Origin of the sequence: Amycolatopsis sp. NPDC004625 (assembly GCF_040609695.1) — a bacterium.
Lineage (GTDB): Bacteria > Actinomycetota > Actinomycetes > Mycobacteriales > Pseudonocardiaceae > Amycolatopsis.
This window is the reverse complement of the sequence record NZ_JBEXKX010000018.1, coordinates 86,793-104,521: the sequence shown is the minus strand read 5'-3', so window position 1 is coordinate 104,521 and position 17,729 is coordinate 86,793. Positions and strand designations below refer to the sequence as shown.

Sequence of the window (17,729 nt, the reverse complement as noted above, 5' to 3'; positions counted from 1 at the left end):
AACGAGTGGGAGGATCTGTGCTGACCCAGGCAACGGTGGTGGGGTGGCTCGTTCTGCTGACCGTGTTCACGATCTTGACCAGGCGCCTGCGGTTCGGTTTCTCCGGCGAGGACTGCCGGGCGATGACCGTGCAACGGTCGGCTCTCGTCTCGATGCCCGCACCGGCTCGCCACCACCTCGAGTGGGCCGGACTGCCGGATCCCCCGTTCTTCGACGCCGTTATCGTCCCTTCCGCCCGTGGAGCCGAGGGCGTCAGGCGAGCCGCCGAAACAGCGCGCAACGCCCGTTCCTGCCTGGTGGTCTTCGCCAGTGAGCGGACCGTCGCGTCGGACGTCGATCGTGTGCTGGCGGAGCTGGGCTGGACGCCGGAGAACGCCCTGGTCCTGACTCGAAGCGAGTTCGCCCACGCGGACCGGCTTCGGTTGCGGACGTTCGGAGGCTCGTATGCCGCCGCGGCGCGGGAGCTGAGCGAGAAGAAGAACGCCGGCCTGCTCCTGGCCCGGATGATGGGCTGGCGGAGCGTCCTGTTCGTCGACGACGACGTGCAGTCGATCGGGCGGGCGCAGCTGTGCGACGCGGCGGCCCTGCTGGCCGGCGTCGACCGGGCCGGTGCCGGGCGCCTGCTGGTCGGCTGGGCGATCAACGACTTCCCGGACTTCTCCTCGGTCGAATACGCGCGGTCCTACGGTACGGGCGAGTGGCGGCACTTCGTGAGTGGCGGGGCGATGGCCCTGCGCTGCGCGCAGGACTTGCCGTTCTTCCCGCCCGTCTACAACGAAGACATGGTGCTTGCGCTCGATGTCCTGCACGGCGATCCGGAAGCCGCCTGCGTCGCGGGGACGCTGACCCAGGACCAGTACGACCCGTTCGGGGATCTCCACCGCGTCGCCGGGCAGGAGTTCGGCGAGGTGCTGGTCGAGGGCCTGGTCCGCGCTCGTGGCTCGGCCGACGCCGTCCGGCCGGAGTTCTGGCGCACCGTACTGCTCGACCGGGTCACCCTGTTGCGAGAGTTGTCGGCCAAGCTGAACGCACTCGGGGTGCACGACGGTGAGCGGGTAGTCGAGGTGGCCCTCGGGACGCATCGCGACCGGTGGCCGGCGGTGCTGGCCACCTTCGCCGCGGACTGGACGCGTGACCTGGAAACCCTGCGTGAGTTCCAGCGTGACCTGCCGGCGGTGAAGCAGCTCGAGGCGGCTGCTGCGGTCCTGTGCTCGGCCACCCGGGCGTTGCCTGGAGACCGGAACTGAGGGGGACCCCGCGACCGGGGTCCCCCTCACCGTTGTTCGGCTCCTAACGCTGCAGGGTCAGCACGCCCGGCCGCCAGGGCAGCTGGTCGTACGGGCCGCTCGCGTTGGGTGCCTTGCCCTGGTACAGCAGCTGCAGGTTGCACGGGTCGATCGTCATCGTCTGGTCCGGGTTGTTGCGGACCAGGTCGCCGTGGCTGATGTCGTTCGTCCAGCTTGCGCCGCTGTTGGCCTTGCCCGCGAACGGGTTGCTCTCGCTCGCCGCCTGCGGGGTCCACGAGCCGCTGAGGCTGGTCGCGGTGAACGACCGGAAGTAGCGGCCGCCCGAGCCCATTGCCTCGACGATCATCAGGTACTGGCTCTGGCCCTGGACCTTGTACACCTGGACCGCTTCGAACAGGTTGGCCTGGGAGTCGCTCATGACCGTCGTGTAGTTCGAGCCGAAGCTGCCCGGGAAGTTGCCGATCGGCATGCTCGCCCGGTAGATCTTGCCGTTGTCACCGGCGAAGAACAGGTACATGTTCTGGCCGTCGGCGATCAGGGTCTGGTCGATCGGGCCGGTGCCGGAGCCGGAGATGCTGCCGGTGAACAGCGGCTGCGGTGACGACCAGCCGTTGGGGTTGGTCGGGTCGCTCGACGTGCGGTAGATGAACGGCCACGCGCCCCACTGGTAGGCCAGCACCCAGATGTTCTTCGGCGCGAAGTAGAACAGCGTCGGCGCCACCGTGCCCTGGTTCATCCCGGTCTGGCCGGCCGAGGCCATGTCGGACCAGTTCGTGAACGGGGTGAAGGCCATCGAGCCGTACGACGACCCCGAGACGTTCGACGCGTAGACCAGGTGCTTGCCGTTGTAGACGACGTTGGTGAAGTCCTTGAGCGAGACCCAGCCGTTCTTCGGCTGCGCCAGCGCCCCGGTCGAGGACCAGCGGTACGACGACGGCAGGGAGCAGGTGCCGCCCGGGGTCGTCGTCGTGGGGGTGGTCGTCGGGGTCGAGCCCGACAGGCCCGTCCACTTCTGGTTGCTGCCGCCGTTGCACGTCCAGATCTCCACGGCGGTGCCGTTGGCCGTGCCGGCGCCCGTGACGTCCAGGCAGAGCCCGGACTGCACCCCGACGATCGTGCCGTCGGAGTTGACCCGCCACTGCTGGTTGGCGCCGCCGTGGCAGGTCCAGATCTGCACCCGGGCGCCGGCCGTCGTCGCGGCGCCGGACACGTCCAGGCACTTGCCGCCGAACACCGTCAGCTGGCCACTGGCCGTCGACGTCCACTGCTGGCCCGCGCCGCCCGAGCAGTCGTAGATCTGCACGGCGGTGCCGTCGGCCTGGTTCGCGTTCGGGACGTCCAGGCACCGGCTCGAACCGACCCCGTGCAGGGCGCCGGTGACGTCGGCCGAGGCCGCGCCGGCGCCCAGCGTCACGGCCACCGCCGTCGCCGCCGCGACCGTCGCCGCGGCGGCGAGGACGGCGATCCGGGATCGGGCCCTGCTGGTACTTGCTCTGTTCATGACGACCTTCTCCCGGTTCAACGGCGGTGTTATCGCTAACATTCAGGTCGGGCCAGCCTGGACTCGGGAAAGAACAAATGTCAATCCGCGCGCCCGGCGGCCGGAATGTCCGGACAGCCGGGCGCGCGGCGTGCCACCTCACAGGCGTGCCACATAGTCCACAATGGACAACTCGGCGGTGAAACTTACACCCCGCGGGGTCTGCTCAGGCGGTGGTGCGCAGCCGGGCGACGGCCGCGAAGATGCCCGGCCGGTCGTAGCTGCCGGTGGGCAGGGTGGCGCCGTGGGCGTGGCGGACGATGCCCTGGGCGTCGACGAGGACGCTGCCGGACTGCTGCATCGAGCCGAACAGCTTCCGGCCGAGGCCGACCAGCTCGTGGGGACGGCCGGTGAGGACCGGGAACGGGATCCGGTGCTTCGCCCGCCACGCGGCCGCGGCCGGCCGGTCCTCCGGGACGGCGATGACCACCCGGACGTCGGCGGCGGCCAGTACGCCGGCGCTCTCGACGAGCTCGCGGACGTGCCGGTTGCAGACCGGGCACGACGCGGACCGCATGAAGTAGAGCAGCGTCGCTTGGCCGGCGAGGCGGACGGGCCGCCCTTCGGTGTCTTCCAGCACCAGTGGCGGTGCGGGCGATCCGGCTTCGAGCACGGGGAACTTCCTTTCAGGTGCGGGGAGAGGCGTGCAGCCGTAGCCGGACGGCGGTCCGGGCCCGGTGGAGGTGGGACTTCATCGCCGCGGTGCTCAGGCCGAGGCCGTCGGCGACCGTGCGCCCCGGCTGCCCCAGGACGTCGCGCATGATGAGCACGCGGCGCTGGAGGTCCGGCAACGCCCGGATGGCTTCGGCGACGCGCTCGGCCTCCAGCCGCCGAGCACTTCGTCCTCGGCCGACGCCGCGGGGCCGGGCTCCGGCACCTCGTCCCGGCGGCGCTCGATGCGGCGCAGGCATTCGTTCCGGACGATCCGGAACATCCAGGACGCCAGCGCCGCCGTCGCCCGCAACGACCCGATCTTGCGGTAGAGGACGATCAAGGCCTCCTGAGCGGCGTCCTCGGCGTCCTGCGGCGACGCACAGAGGTGATCGGCGAAGCGCCGCACGTGGGGATGTGCCCCGTGCACCACCGCGGTGATCGACTCGAGGTCACCCCGCTGCGCGGCTTCGACGAGCTGCTCGCTGACCCACCCCATGCACTCTCTCCCTCTCGACGTGACCGACACCCATAAGAGGGGACGTCACCCCGAAAGGATTCACCGCCCGAGGTGGGCCGTGAAGAAGGCGGCCAGTTCGTCGACCGCCGGGCCGACGTGCTGCTCGCGGTCGTACAGGTCGACGTGGGTCGCGCCCTCGATCCACCGCAGCTGCGCCGGCTCGGCGACCTCGGTCGACATGCGCGCGGTGACCGCTTCGGTGCCGACGACCATCAGCAGCGGCCGGGGCGCGATCAGCCCGGCGAAGCGGCCCGCGTCGAACGCGACGATCCGGTCGAGGCTGTCCCAGGTGAACTCCGCCGCCGCGCGCGGGTGGAACGCCCGGCCGGTGCGGTAGTAGTCGAACCCCTCGAAGCCGTGCTGCCCGCCGGCGGCGCGGGCGTCCTCGGCGGTCGGCGGGAAGATCGGGAACGACGTCATCTTCTCGCCGCGGGCTTCGGCGGTGCGGGCCGCGGCCGCGGCGTCGAGCATCCCCTGAACGACCGCGGGGTCCTGGGTGCCGTCGGCCCCTTCGCGGAACATCCGGCCGACGTCGGCGGCGCTGACCGTCGCGACGGCCCGGATCCGGTGGTCGGTGGCCGCGGCGGGCAGCACGTAGCCACCGGAGGCGCAGATGCCGAGCGCGCCGATGCGGCCGGCGTCGACCTCGGGCCGGGTTGTCAGGAACGACACGGCGGCCTTGAGGTCCTCGACGCGCTGACCGGGGTCTTCCAGGCCACGCGGCAGGCCGCCGCTCTCACCCTGGTAGGCGGCGTCGAAGGCGAGGGTGGCGAAGCCGCGCTCGGCGAGGCGGCGGGCGTAGAGGCCGGCGGTCTGTTCTTTGACGCCGCCGGCCGGGTGGCCGACGACCACGGCCGGCAACGGGCCGTCGTGGCCGGGCAGGTACAGGTGGCCGGCGAGGTCGACACCGGCGCTGGGGAAGCTCACGTTCTCGGGCATGCCTCCACCTTCGGGCCCGCTCGCCTGGGGCGTAAGAGGCCGGTTTCTGCCTGGGACGGCGGCTTCGGGGGAACGATCCTGCCCACCCACGGCCGGGGTCCGCGGGGGACAATCGGCGGTATGGAGCCCACCGGACGGCCGAAGGACCTCGGCGACTTCCTCAAGGCGCGCCGCGCGCAGCTGAGCCCGCGCGACGTCGGCCTGCCGGAGACCCCGCGCCGCGTCACGGGACTGCGCCGGGAGGAGGTCGCCCAGCTGGCGGCGATCAGCGTCGACTACCTGACGCGGCTCGAACAGGGGCGCGTCCAGGCGTCGGCGTCGGTGCTGGCGACGCTCGCCCGGGCGCTCCGGTTGAGCGAGGACCAGCAGGTGTACGTGTACGAGCTGGCGGCCAAGCCGTTCCGCCGCCCCCGCCGCCGCCCGGGCGAGAAGGTGCGTCCGGCGATGAAGCGGCTGCTGGACCAGCTGGTCTCGACGCCCGCCATGGTGCTGGGCCGCCGGCTGGACATCGTGGCGTGGAATCCTTCGGCGGCGGCGTTGTTCACGGATTTCGCCCGTTATCCGGCCGCGCGGCGGAACTACGTGTACCTGCTGTTCGCCGATTCCGCGATGCGCGAGTTGCACGTTTCCTGGGAGGAGGCGGCCCGCACGGCCGTGGCGGCGCTGCACCTGGAGGCGGCGCAGGAGCCGGACGCGCCGGAGCTGGCGGATCTGGTGGGTGAGCTGGCGGTGCACCACCCGGAGTTCCGGACCTGGTGGGCGGCTCATCATGTGACGAGTGCGAGTTATGGGGTCAAGCGGTATCGGCATCCGGTGGTCGGAGAGCTGGCGTTGGACTGCGACATGTGGGAGAGCCCGGACGGCAGCGGGCAGCGGCTGATGGTGCTGACGGCTGAGCCGGGGTCGGCTTCGGATGAGGGGCTGCGGATCCTGGCTTCGTGGACGGCCGATGAGGTTTCACCGGGGTGAGGCCGGAACCCGGGCCAGCGCGGCGCGGAGGATTTCACCGAGGTCGGAGACCTGGATGCCGAGAGCTTGTCTCCACTCGACCAGCTGGGTCAGGGACGTGCCCTTTTTGTGAGCCGTTTCGATCAACACTTGCAGTCTGGGAGGTATTCTTCGTTCCAGGAACGCATCATCGAGGCCACGCCACGTCAGCAGATCCAAGGCGCTGTCGAACGTCAACCCCGGCGGCAACCCGGAAAACGAGACCTCTACGCCGTACGAGCGAACAAGCTTTTCCAACTCGGGCAGTGGCACGCGCAGACGGTCGGCCGCCACGAGAACATAGGCGAGGGGCATCGCCTCATCAACACTGAACGACCAGCACCCCGAGGCGCGGAACAGCGTTTCTTCCAGATCGGTTGGCTGGTCGGGCACGTGAAGGCGCACGTCGAGCCCGAGCCGGCGCAGGTGCGTGACAACCACGTTGACGTGCAGGCCATGTTGCTGGGCCAGCTGAAATACCTGCGAGTACAGGACCGGGCCGGCCGGAAGGTCCACCTCCTCCGAGTATTCGTCGAGCAGCGCCGCTCGATCGAGCTGGAGAGGCACTTGGAAACGTGGCCATTCCCACGGGCCATCGCCGGGATCACGCTGCGATTCGACCTCGGCGTAGAACTCGATTGCCCGCTTTTTCGCTTCACGAGCCGTCCACCCCAGCACGGCGGCCACATCGTCGACCACGGCGTCGATCGCCGCACTTTCATTTCGCCACGTGTTGTATTTCAACGCACCCTTGGCAAATTCTGCCAGCAGCACCTGATCCGAGGGCATGGCCGGCCGGAGATCGTCGAAGGTCGCCAGCTCGGGGCAGAACGTTGTCAGCTGATCGAGCGTGGGATTCGGCCGATGTGCCAGCAGCCTCCAGAGCAGGACGTGGTCGGGTGCCCGGCCGATGACCTTGGCTTCCTCGGAAGGAGCTCCGTTCAGGAAGCCGACTCCCGCTGTCGCCAGGAGATCGAGATCCGCGCGCAGGCAGCCGACGCGGGCGACGTCGACCCATCGATTGCCGAAGGCGAGCTTCCGGCCCGCACCGATGCACGCCTTGGTGAGGAGGTCGGCAATGATCGGACTCCAAGACGCAACCTCACAAATCCACGCGTAGCTCAGCAAAGCGTTTTCCGACCCCGCCAGCTCCGCGGCTGCCGCGGCCAGGAGTTTCTCGAGGGGCTCCGACACGTCATCGATGATTTCGGTCCGGTCGACCGAGATCCGCGCCGGCGCGCGTGAGCCGAAGAGGTTGATCACGGCGCCGTGCACGGTCGTCCCGGGCCCGGCGCACACACCCCGCCGCTGTGCCGGATGCACGATCAGGCCGTCGACGAGAACCGCTCCGCCCTGCTCGCACCAGAAGACCTGGCAACCGTCCGGAGCACCTCGCCACTCGACGACCTTTCCCGAGACCTCCAGGCCGAACCGCTCGCCCGCGCTGGCGGTGCGGAGCTCGAGTTTCCCGGGCAGCCAGGTTACTGGCTCACCACCACCCTGGGCGGTCGTCTCGAACTCCGCGACCGCGAGCAGCCGTCGCAATACCTCGACGCACGACCACGGCCGGTCGCTGTTGAGATACAGCCGGACCGTCGTCCCCGGCTCTTCGCCCCGCTCCGCAACCCGAACGATCCGGAACAAATGCGCCGGACCGTGAATACCGACCTCCAACAACGGTCCCGGCCGGCCATCGAGCCCCATCCGGCACGTCGTCACCCGGATCTCGTCGGCCAGCATGAAGTAACTGAACACCCCGATCCCGAACCGGCTGTTCGGATGAAACGGAATCGGTGGATCAAGCTCCTCCCAAGCCGCCCGCTCGTGGCGGAACTCCGCCTGCCCGGGAAAGCGGCCGCCGGCGTTGGAAAAGACTCCTCGGAGCTCGCTCTCCCCCATTCCGATCCCATTGTCCCGGCATTCCAGGTACGCCCGCCCGTCCTCCACTCCCTGTACGAACGAAATCCCACCCGTATACGAATAAGCCGCCGGCTGGGTGCGGTCCAGGTACTCCGTCCGCGCCGCCCGGTATCGGCAGGCGTCCAAAGCGTTCTGGTACAGCTCGCGGACCGCCAGATCCGGGTCCTTGTACAGCTGCACGCCCATCAGGAGATCGCGCATCCGGTGCTGGTCCAACCGGAACCGCGCCCAGCTGTCGAACACGCCCGACGCCGGTGCCACCCCGTCGGCCGACAGGCGGGTGGGCAGCTCCGGCATCGGGTGGGGGATCCGCTCCCGGACCAGCCGGCGGACGCCGTGCAGGAGCTCGTCCGCGTTCGCCGTGTGCTCGCGCAGGCCCTCCACCACCGCTTCGTGCGGGCAGCGGGCGCGCAGCGCCGGGAGGTCGTGGGGGCCGCCCCAGACCGCCTCCTCCAGGCAGGCCAGCACCGTTGGCGGGTCGACCGGGACCGGGATGCCCAGGTGCTCGCCCACCACGTCCGGCAGGGCCGTCGCCTCGATCGCCAGCGTCGCCGCCAGGGCCGTGGTGAGGGCCAGGCGCTGGTCGCGCACGCGTTGGCGGCCCGGGGCCCGTACGTGGTCCTCGGACGGCAACCCGCCCAGGAACTCCGGGTGGCACACGTCCGGGCCGAGGCGCAGGCCCTCCAGCAGCGCGCTCACCCGCTCGACCGCGAACGTCTCCCCCAGCTCCGCCAACGGCGCCGCGGCGGCGCCGAACAGACCCGCGTCCGCGAACGAGTCGTGGCGCGCCAGCCAGCGGTGGAACAGCCACCAGCCGATCGACGGCTCCGCGTCCGGGCGCAGGCGGGCGCGGTGGACCAGGACCTCGTGGCCGTCGAGGAACGCCTCGAACGAACGGGCCGCCGCCGTGTCGGGCGCGTCCCGGCCCAGCTGCGCCGGGTTCAGCACGACGTGCGCGGCCGCGAGCCGGACGAGGTTCGCCTGGCGGAGGAACGGCAGCAGCGTGAGCAACGCCGCCTCGGACGCGCACAGCTCCGGCCCTTCCGGGCTCCACAGCCACTCGATGCGCTCCAAGAACCGCGTCGCGAACCCGGCGTCCAGCCACGGGTCGTCCGCCAGGCGTGGCAGCAGGGCCGTGACCTCGGCCTGCACCAGCGCCGCCGCCGCGCAGACCCGGGCGCGGTAGAAATCCGCCTCCGGGCCGGCGTGCTCCCACAGGCTCGAGCCGAAGACGCGGCCGGCCCACCCGTCCGGGGCCGCGGACACCGCGCCGACGTCCCTGGCTTGCACCACCGAGCCGAACACCACCGAGTCCCGGATGACGTTGTGCGTCTCACCCTCACGACCGAGCGGCATCCACCCTCCAGCTGTTGCCCCGCGCCCGGGAAGTGTAGTCCGGTGCCCCGCGCGACCGGACAATCGTCGTGCTCGCCGCGTGGCGCAGTTCCTTTCCGCGGGCCCGCAACCGTTGATCAATTGAATCGGCTGCGGCCGGAAATGCACCTTGCAACCCGGCCACCGGCAGGTCTACCCTCGGGTTCGGAGGGTTCTGAGCTGCACAGTATTCGGGGGGACCAAATGTGCGTTTTCGGCGTGCCGGAAAAATCATCCGATTCCGGCCCGGCAATTTCCGTCGCCTGATCGGGCGTCCGTTGACTACCTCCGCACACACCGCGCGAACGCACTTCACCTGCCTCGGCGTCGGGGTGGGGCCGGCGAACCTGAGCCTCGCCGCGCTGCTCCACGGTCACCCGGACGTCACGAACCTCTTCGTCGACCAGCGCACCTCCTTCGGCTGGCACGACGGCCAGCAGCTGCCGGGCACGACGCTGCAGGTCTCCGTCCTCAAGGATCTGGTGAGCCTGGCCGACCCGGCGAACAAGTTCTCCTTCTTCGCCTACCTGCACGCGCAGGGCCGGATCTACCACTTCATCAACGCGCAGTTCGACGCCGTGCCGCGGCAGGAGTTCCGCAACTACCTGAAGTGGGTCAGTGACCAGAACGAGAACATCGCCTACGGGGAAAAGGTGCTTTCGGTCGATTTCGACGACGTCTTCGTCGTGCGGACCTCGCGCCGCACGGTCACCGCGGACAACGTGTCGGTCGGAGTCGGCAGCGTGCCGTGGGTGCCGGCCGTCGCCGAGCGTTTCCTGGGCGACCGGCAGTTCCACGTCAGCGATTTCGTGGAACGGGCCACGGACGTCGGCGGAAAGCGGGTCTGCGTCGTCGGCGGCGGCCAGTCCGGCGCGGAAGCGTTCCTCGACCTCATTTCCCGGCCGGCCGGGAAGCGGCCCCGCCGCGCGTCCTGGGTGACGCGGCGGGCCAACTACTTCCCGATCGACGACTCGCCGTTCACCAACGACTTCTACACGCCGAGCCACTCCGACTACTTCGTCACCCTGGACCGGGCCACGCGCGAGGAGTTCACCGCGCGGCACGTCCTGACCAGCGACGGCATCTCCGAGGCGACGCTGCGGGAGATCTACCGGCGCGTCTACACGCTGCGGTTCATCGACGGCGCCCCGGACCTGGTCGCCCTCTACCCCAACCGGGAGGTCGTCGGCGTCGCGCGGGCCGGACACGACGACTGGGCCGTCCGGGTGGCCAACGGCAACCACCCCGGCGCCGCGGGGCAGCTGGACGCCGACGTCGTCGTCTGGGCGACCGGGTTCCGCCCGGCCCCGATGGACTTCCTCGCCCCGATCGCCCACCGCATCGAGCGGGAGGGCGAGGAGTTCCGGATCGACGGCCAGTTCGCCGCGCGCTGGGACGGCCCGGCCGGGCACGACATCTTCCTGCACGGCGCCGCCCCGCAGCAGCGCGGCCTTCCGGACCGCAACCTGAGCCTGGTCGCGTGGCGCAGCCGGCGGGTCGCCGACCGGCTGCGCGGGCTCCGCAGCGACGAGCAGCTGCCCTCCTTCATCGAATGGTCGCCCAAGCTCGGCCCGACCGACGCGGCGAAGGTCGTGCTGGGATGACCGACGTCGATGTGGCCGTCGTCGGGGGCGGGATCATCGGGTGCCTCGCCGCGCGTGAACTCGCCGCACGGGCGCCGGGTCGGCCGGTCACGGTGCTCGAGCGGGGCCTGGTCGGCTCGGGGGCCAGCCGGTGGTCGGCCGGCCTGCACTTCCCGCGCGGCGCGACGCGGCGCGTCCGGGCCATGGCCGCGGCCGGCCAGGACCGCTACGAGCGGCTGAAGGCCGAGGACCCCGCGCTGCCGATCCACCCGCTCGGGATGTGCGTGCTGTCCGAAGACGCGGCCGGCGTGGCCCGCGCCTACCTCGACCGCGCCCACCTGACGCCGGTGCGCGAGGTGCCGGGCACGCTGCCGGTTGCGGCCGCGGGCGGGATCTGGACCGGCGACGGGTGTCACTACGCCGACGTCGGCGCGCTCACGGCGGCCCTGGCCCGGAAGTCGCGGGCGCACATCCGGTTCCGTGAAGGGACCGCGGTCACCGGGATCGAGCGCGGTGCCCGGGAGATCACGCTGCGGCTGGGCACCGGCGAGTCGCTCACCGCGGCCGCCGTCGTGCTGGCTCCGGGGCCGTGGGTGCACGCCCCCGCGTGGCGGTCCCTGACCGAGCCGCTGGAGCTGCGGGTGAAGCTGGTCGTCGCGCTGCACGTCGACCGGGTGCCCGGCCCGGACGACCAGGTGCTCGTGTTCCACGACCCGGACGCGTTCCTGCTGCCGCTGGCGCACCGGGGGCACTGGCTGTTCAGCTTCACCAGCCGGCAGTGGGGCGTCCGGCCCGACGCGCTGGGCGACGGCCTGACGGGGACGGCGCTGGCCGAGGGCCGGGAAGCCCTCGGCGCGTGCGCGCCGGAGCTGGCCGGGGCGGTCACCGGCGGCCGGGTGTTCTGCGACGCCTACAGCCCGCACCGCGAACCGGTGGTGCGCACGCTCGGCGGTGACGCCCGCATCGTGTTCGCCGGGGCCGCGAACGGCTCCGGCTACCGGCTCGCCCCCGCCATCGCCGCCGAAGCGGCCGACCTGATCCCCAGTGGACCGGCGCAAAGGATCCCCGCGTGATCATCACCCAGTTCAGCCCGGCCGAACTGTCCGCCGCGTTCGGCATCGAAATGTCTTCAGTGGCCGGCTTCGGTCCCGGCGCCGGCTGGGGCCGGGTCGAGCCCGGCGGCCACAGCGACCCGCACCAGCACGACGAGGTCGAGGTCTTCGTCATCGTCAGCGGCACCGGGAACGTCGTCACCGACGGCCGGCGCACCCCCGTGCAGCCCGGGGCGGTGGCCCGGTTCACGCCGTTCGAGACGCACGTCATCGAGAACACCGGCGACGTGGACCTGGTCTTCTTCGACCTGTACTGGCGGGATCCCGCCGAGGCATTGGCCGCGGCCGGCGCGGCCCGGCGCCGCCGGTTCGACGAGCGCCCGGTCTTCGTCTTCTCGACGCCGCCGACCCCGAACGGCGACCTGCACCTGGGGCACCTGTCCGGCCCGTACCTCGGGGCGGACGTGTTCGTCCGGTTCCAGCGGCTCACCGGCGTCGACGCCTGGCACCTGACCGGCAGCGACGACTACCAGAGCTACGTCGTCGACCGGGCCGCCCGCGACGGGCGGGAACCGGCGGAAACCGCGGCGCGCTTCTCCGCCGAAATCGCCGCGACGCTCGCGCTGATGGACGTCGAGCCCGACCAGTACACCGCGACCGACACCGCCCCGGGCTACCGGGACGGCCTGCGGGCCTTCTTCTCACGGCTGGTCGCGTCCGGCTCGGTGCGGCTCGAGGACGTCCCCGCGCTGGTCGACGCGGAGACGGGCGAGTACCTGTACGAGGTCGTTGTGTCCGGCGGCTGTCCCGGGTGTGGGCGGGGTACGAACGGCAACATCTGCGAGGACTGCGGCGAGCCGAACGTCTGCGCCGACCTCGTCGGCCCCCGCGCGCGCCGGACCGGCGAACCGGCCGGCCACGCCACGATCGCCCGCTTCTGCCTGCCGCTGCACGAGTTCCGCAAGGAGGTGCTCGCCCACCACAACCTCGGGCGGGTGCCGGCCCGGCTGCGGGAACTCGCCCACCGGGTGTTCGCCCGGGACCGGCTCGACCTGCCGGTCACGCAGCCCGCGCGCTGGGGCGTGCCGCCGGCCGAGCCGGGCGCGGACGGTCAGGTGATCTGGGTCTGGCCGGAGATGGCCTACGGCTTCCTGCACGACATCGAGGCGCTGGGCCGCCGCCTCGGCCGGTCCTGGCGGGCGGACGCGCCGGAGCAGGACTGGAAGATCGTGCACTTCTTCGGCTACGACAACAGCTTCTACCACTCGCTGCTCTACCCGGTGCTGTACAAGCTCGCCTTCCCGGGCTGGCACCCGGACATCGACTACCACGTCAACGAGTTCTCGCTGCTGGGCGGAGAAAAGTTCTCCACCAGCCGCGGGCACGCGATCTGGGGCAAGGACGTCCTGTCCCCCGATACCGTCGACGGGCTGCGCTTCCACCTCGCCCGCACCCGGCCCGAAGGCCGCCGGACCAGCTTCGAGCCGGAGCGCTACGACGCCGTGCTGCGGGACACGCTCATCGGTTCCTGGCAGCGCTGGCTGCACGAACTCGGCGAACGGGTGCGGCGAAGGCACGGCGGCACGGCCCCGGACGCCGGGGTGTGGACGCCGGAGCACACCGCGTTCCTCGGCCGCCTCGGCACCCGGCTCGCCGCGATCACCGCCGCGCTGGGCCACGACGGGTTTTCCCTCAACGACGCGAGCGCGGAGCTGGCCGGCGTCGTCGAGGACGTCACACGGTTCGCCGCCAAGGAGCACGCGGTCGCGGAGGTCGACGCGTGGCGGGCCGAGACGCGCACCACGATCGCCCTGGAACTGGCCGCGGCCAGGCTGCTCGCAAGTTGCGCCGCGCCGATCATGCCGCGCTTCGCGGCCCGGCTGGCCGCGGCCCTCGGCCCGGCACCGGTGACGCAGTGGCCGACCACGGTCGAGCTCGTCGCGCCGGGCACCCCGATCGACCTCACCGCCGAATTCTTCCCGCCGGTATTCCTTTCGTCCCGTGGCGCAGCGGAGGCCGCCCATGCCTGACTTCGAAACCGACGTCGTCAACACCCTCGCCGGCAAGTCCTGCCAGGACACCCGGCACCACATCCACTACACCGAACGCGGGCGGCTGCGGTCGCTGACGCTGGCCGAATTCGACGCTCGGGCGACCGCCGTGGCCCGGCGGCTGCGGGCGCTCGGGATCGGGCGGGGCAGCCGGGTCGGGATCGTCTCCCGCAACCGGATCGAATGGCTGCTGCTGGACCTGGCCGTGCTCAAGCTCGGTGCGGTGACCGCCGGGTTCGAAGCCGACCGGTTCGACCCCGCGCAGGTCGGCGCGGCCTTCGACCTGGCGCTGGTGTTCGCCGAGGAGGCGGCCGGTGCCGTGCACACCATGGACGAGGTCGCCGGCTGGGCGGCCGAGCCGGACGGCGAGCCGCTGCCGCCCCACCCGGGCTACGACCCGGCCGACATCTGCACCATCAAGTTCACCTCCGGCAGCACCGGCGCGCCGAAGGGCCTCGAAGCGACGGTGGCGAGCATCAACAGCGACATGGCCGCCGTGCAGGAGATGTTCCACCACACCGACGGCGACAACCTGCTGTCGTTCATGGGCATGTGGTTCCTGCAGCAGCGCTACTGGCCCTATTCGGCGCTGGTGCACGGCCACGACATCACGATGACCACCTACGACGAGGCCCTCGACGTCGCGCCGCTCGCGCGCCCGACGGTCGTCATGGGCGTGCCCGGTTTCTACGAGGACCTGATGGCCCGGCTCGAGGCCGCGGGCCCGATCCCCGACGTCGACCGGCGGCGGGAACTCGTCCAGGAGCGGCTCGGCGGGCGGATCCGCTACCTGTGGACCGGCTCGGCCCCGGCCCGGCGGGTGCTGCTGGACTTCTTCCACGACTGCGGGGTGCCGCTGTACGAGGGCTACGGCCTCACCGAGGTGTGCATCGTGGCGAAGAACCACCCCGGCGCGTTCCGCCTCGGCAGCGTCGGCCGGCTGCTGCCGGGCAAGACGGTCCGGTTCGCCGAGAACGGCGCGCTCATCTTCGGCAGCCGCCACCCGGTCAACACCCGCTACACCTGGGCGGCGCCCGGGGTCAACGAGCAGACCTTCCTGCCCACCGGCGAGGTGAAGACGGCCGACCTCGGGCACCTGGACGAGGACGGCTTCCTGTACCTGCGCGGCCGGATCGACGACTACTTCTCGCTGACCACCGGGCGCACGGTGTTCGTGTCGAAGATCGAGGAACGGCTGCGCGGGCACCCGGACATCCACCAGTGCGCGCTGTACGGCACCGACCGCAGCCACCTGTCGGTCGTCGTCTCCCCCGCGTCGCCGGACGCCGACCACGAGTCGATCCGCCGGTTCGTCGCCGAGGGCAACCGGGACGTGCCCACCGAGGAGCGCGTCCACGCGATCGTGGTGGCCCCGGAGCCGTTCTCGATGGACAACGGGTTGCTGACCAGGCAGCTGAAGCTGCGGCGCCGGGACGTCCACGAGCGTTTCGCGAAGGAACTGGACGCGGTCTACCGCGAGCCGGCCCCGGAGCCGGACGACCCGGTGCTGGTCGTCGCGGGCAGCGCAGCACCGATCGAAACGGGGAGGTCGTCGTGAGCTGGGCGAAGCTGAAGGACGTCGTGCTGGTGAACGACCGGGTCGAACTGCGCCGCGTGCGGCTCACCGACCGCGCCGCGTTCGAACGGATCGCCTTCGAGGAGGAGATCTGGCGGTACTTCGTGGCCCGGATCAGCAGCGCCGACGAGCTCGACGACTTTCTCGAGACCGCCGTCGCGGACACGCTGCGCGGCGCGCGGATCGTCTTCGCGATCGTCGACCGCGGCACCGGCCGGGTCGTCGGCAGCTCGGCGTACGGGAACCTGGCCGAAGCGGAGCGGCGGGTGGAGATCGGCTGGTCGTGGCTGGCCGCCGTGGCTCGCCGCACCGGGGTGAACCGGGCCGCGAAGCTCGCCCTGCTCGACCACGCCTTCGGCGAGCTCGGCTGCGAGCGCGTCGAGTTCAAGACCGACGTGCTGAACACGCCCGCGCGCACGGCGCTCGCCAAGCTGGGCGCGCAGGAAGAGGGCGTGCTGCGCAGCTTCAACTACATGCCCGGTGGCCGGCGGCGTGACGTCGTCTACTACAGCATCCTGCGCGCCGAATGGCCGGCGGTGCGGGAGCGGCTCGTGGCCACCGGGCACTGACGGGGGGGGACATTGGAAACCGAGGAACTGTTCTTCGACGCCGGCGACCAGAAGCTGGCGGGCACGCTGGTCCACGCCGGGCGCGGCGGCCGGCCGAGCATCGCGCACCTGCACGGGCTGGGCGCCACCGCGAGCCGGCACACCGTCCGGTACCTGCTGGACGTGCTGGCCGAACACGGGCACGGCTCGCTGACCTTCGAGTACTCCGGCAACGGCGACAGCACCGGGGTGCTGGAGGAGTCCAGCCTGGCCCGCCGCCGGGTGGAGACGCTCGCGGCCGTGGCCCAGCTGGATCCCGGCGAGCGGCCGCTGCTGATCGGCGGGAGCATGGGCGCGCACCTGGCCGCCTGGGTCGTTCCCGAGGTGCGCCCGCGGGGGATCGCGATGTTCGCCCCCGCCGCCTACCCCGCCGGGGCCGAAGACCTGCCGTTCGACGAAGGCCGGGCCCGGGCGGGCAACCACCCCGGCTCCCCCGCGTTCGCGGGTATCGGTGAGTTCGAGGGCGACCTGCTGATCGTCGCCGGGGAGCACGACCAGGTGGCGCCGCCGGCGATCGTCGGCGGCTACGTGGACAACGCGCGCAAGGCCCGCTCGGTCGAGGTGATCTGGCTCGACGGCGACCACTTCGTGCACCGCTGGCTGCCCGATCGGCCGGTGGACAGGGCCCGGGTGCTGGACGCGCTGGTGCGGTTCGTCGACCGGGCCGGCCGCTGACGTCCGAAGGAGGGGATCATCGTGGTGATCGAGGAGAACGTGCTCCGGCGGCACGACCAGGACAGCATCGACGTCGTCGAGAACGGCTTCCGGACCGGGCCGCTGGCGGACGCCGTCCGCGAGGCGCCGAGCCTGCCGGCCCGGACGGGCTTGTCGAAGGCGGAGTTCGACCGGGAGTACCGCGAGCGGTCGCGGCCCGTGCTGCTGAAGGGGTTCGCCGCGGACTGGACGGCGGTGCGAACCTGGTCGCTGGACTACCTCGCCGAACGCAGCGGTGACGCCGAAGTCACCATGGACAGCGTCCGCGGGACGCCACCCCGCCGCGTCACGATCGCGGAGTTCGTCCGGCGGCTCAAGGCGAACGCCGATCTGCTGAAGGCCGACCCGGACGCCGAGCCGCTGCACCTGCAGGAGTGGTACTACCAGGACAACGCGCCGCAGCTGGCGGCCGAGCTGCCCGAACTGGAGATCGCGCAGTACGACTTCCGGCGCAACCTCTACGGCGCCGAGGCGGCCACGAACCACCAGCTGTGGGTCGGGCAGCGCGGCGGCATCACCCGCACGCACCAGGACTCGTACCTGGTGGACGTGATGCACGTCCAGCTCGTCGGCACCAAACGCTGGTACGTCATGGGGCCGGAAGCGCAGCTGCGCACCGGCCCGGACGGCGCGCCGGACTTCGCGGCGCTGGTGGCGGCCCCGGAAACCGAACTGCACCGGTTCGACCTCGAACCCGGCGACGTCCTGTACCTGCCGGCCAACTGGTACCACCGGATCGAGCTGCGCACCGATTCGGTGGGCCTCGGCCGCAAGTGCCTCGACGAACGGAACCTGCGGCTGCACGTGCGCCAGCGGATGAACGAGCTGCTGGCCCTGCTGCTCAACTACGACGAGGTCGAGAAGACCCACCCGGAGCTCACCCCGATCCTCATCACGCGCAACCGCGCGTGGGCCAGGCGGATGGGCCTCGACCTGGCGCGGCTGCGCCCCTAGCCCGGGAAGGACA

Annotated in this window: 13 protein-coding genes and 1 pseudogene; 9 read left to right on the top strand and 5 right to left on the bottom strand. The window is 71.4% G+C overall.

The genetic code is table 11. The features are described 5' to 3' along the window. Positions 1-17: 17 nt before the first annotated feature. Positions 18-1,247: a hypothetical protein gene (locus ABZW17_RS22235; protein ID WP_354817121.1), complete on the top strand. Its 1,230-nt coding sequence runs from the start codon at positions 18-20 to the stop codon at positions 1,245-1,247. Between the two features lie 43 nt (positions 1,248-1,290). Here ABZW17_RS22235 and ABZW17_RS22230 read toward each other — a convergent pair whose 3' ends face one another. The 4 genes and pseudogenes from ABZW17_RS22230 to ABZW17_RS22215 form a co-directional block, all read right to left on the bottom strand. Then, positions 1,291-2,748 (bottom strand): non-reducing end alpha-L-arabinofuranosidase family hydrolase, encoded by a 1,458-nt coding sequence (locus tag ABZW17_RS22230; RefSeq protein WP_354817118.1) that lies wholly within the window; start codon positions 2,746-2,748, stop codon positions 1,291-1,293. A 205-nt stretch (positions 2,749-2,953) separates the two neighbouring features. After that, the gene (locus ABZW17_RS22225; RefSeq protein ID WP_354817115.1) at positions 2,954-3,400 is read right to left on the bottom strand and encodes a peroxiredoxin family protein; all 447 of its coding nucleotides are present in this window, start codon (positions 3,398-3,400) and stop codon (positions 2,954-2,956) included. Between the two features lie 13 nt (positions 3,401-3,413). Beyond that, a pseudogene (locus ABZW17_RS22220) lies at positions 3,414-3,937 on the bottom strand (RNA polymerase sigma factor). 60 nt (positions 3,938-3,997) lie between these two features. After that, positions 3,998-4,897 (bottom strand): alpha/beta hydrolase, encoded by a 900-nt coding sequence (locus ABZW17_RS22215; protein ID WP_354817112.1) that lies wholly within the window; start codon positions 4,895-4,897, stop codon positions 3,998-4,000. A gap of 120 nt (positions 4,898-5,017) precedes the next feature. Here ABZW17_RS22215 and ABZW17_RS22210 point away from each other — a divergent pair, with 120 nt between their 5' ends. Beyond that, the gene (locus ABZW17_RS22210; protein WP_354817109.1) at positions 5,018-5,866 is read left to right on the top strand and encodes a helix-turn-helix domain-containing protein; all 849 of its coding nucleotides are present in this window, start codon (positions 5,018-5,020) and stop codon (positions 5,864-5,866) included. Here the strand turns inward: ABZW17_RS22210 and ABZW17_RS22205 are convergent. Further along, on the bottom strand, positions 5,855-9,160 hold the full coding sequence (locus tag ABZW17_RS22205) for a hypothetical protein (protein ID WP_354817106.1): 3,306 nt from the start codon (positions 9,158-9,160) through the stop codon (positions 5,855-5,857). The genes ABZW17_RS22210 and ABZW17_RS22205 overlap by 12 nt on opposite strands. Before the next feature lie 296 nt (positions 9,161-9,456). Between ABZW17_RS22205 and ABZW17_RS22200 the strand changes: the two genes are divergently transcribed. Genes ABZW17_RS22200 through ABZW17_RS22170 form a run of 7 tightly spaced genes read left to right on the top strand, consistent with a single transcriptional unit; the run spans position 9,457 to position 17,716 of the window. After that, positions 9,457-10,782 (top strand): SidA/IucD/PvdA family monooxygenase, encoded by a 1,326-nt coding sequence (locus tag ABZW17_RS22200; protein ID WP_354817103.1) that lies wholly within the window; start codon positions 9,457-9,459, stop codon positions 10,780-10,782. Then, a complete protein-coding gene (locus ABZW17_RS22195) occupies positions 10,779-11,834 on the top strand; it encodes an FAD-binding oxidoreductase (RefSeq protein ID WP_354817100.1) in 1,056 nt (351 codons plus the stop codon). Before ABZW17_RS22200 ends, ABZW17_RS22195 begins: the two co-directional genes overlap by 4 nt. Next, positions 11,831-13,843 (top strand): class I tRNA ligase family protein, encoded by a 2,013-nt coding sequence (locus tag ABZW17_RS22190; RefSeq protein ID WP_354817097.1) that lies wholly within the window; start codon positions 11,831-11,833, stop codon positions 13,841-13,843. The genes ABZW17_RS22195 and ABZW17_RS22190 overlap by 4 nt, the downstream gene beginning before the upstream one ends. After that, positions 13,836-15,422, top strand: coding sequence for an AMP-binding protein (locus tag ABZW17_RS22185; RefSeq protein WP_354817094.1), 1,587 nt, complete (start codon positions 13,836-13,838; stop codon positions 15,420-15,422). Before ABZW17_RS22190 ends, ABZW17_RS22185 begins: the two co-directional genes overlap by 8 nt. Further along, positions 15,419-16,009: a GNAT family protein gene (locus ABZW17_RS22180; protein WP_354817091.1), complete on the top strand. Its 591-nt coding sequence runs from the start codon at positions 15,419-15,421 to the stop codon at positions 16,007-16,009. Before ABZW17_RS22185 ends, ABZW17_RS22180 begins: the two co-directional genes overlap by 4 nt. Positions 16,010-16,021: 12 nt before the next feature. Then, positions 16,022-16,723 carry a hypothetical protein gene (locus tag ABZW17_RS22175; protein WP_354817088.1) on the top strand — a complete coding sequence of 234 codons (702 nt, stop codon included), beginning with the start codon at positions 16,022-16,024 and terminating at the stop codon, positions 16,721-16,723. 21 nt (positions 16,724-16,744) lie between these two features. Next, complete coding sequence (locus tag ABZW17_RS22170) at positions 16,745-17,716, top strand: cupin-like domain-containing protein (RefSeq protein WP_354817085.1); 972 nt, start codon at positions 16,745-16,747, stop codon at positions 17,714-17,716. Positions 17,717-17,729 lie beyond the last annotated feature (13 nt).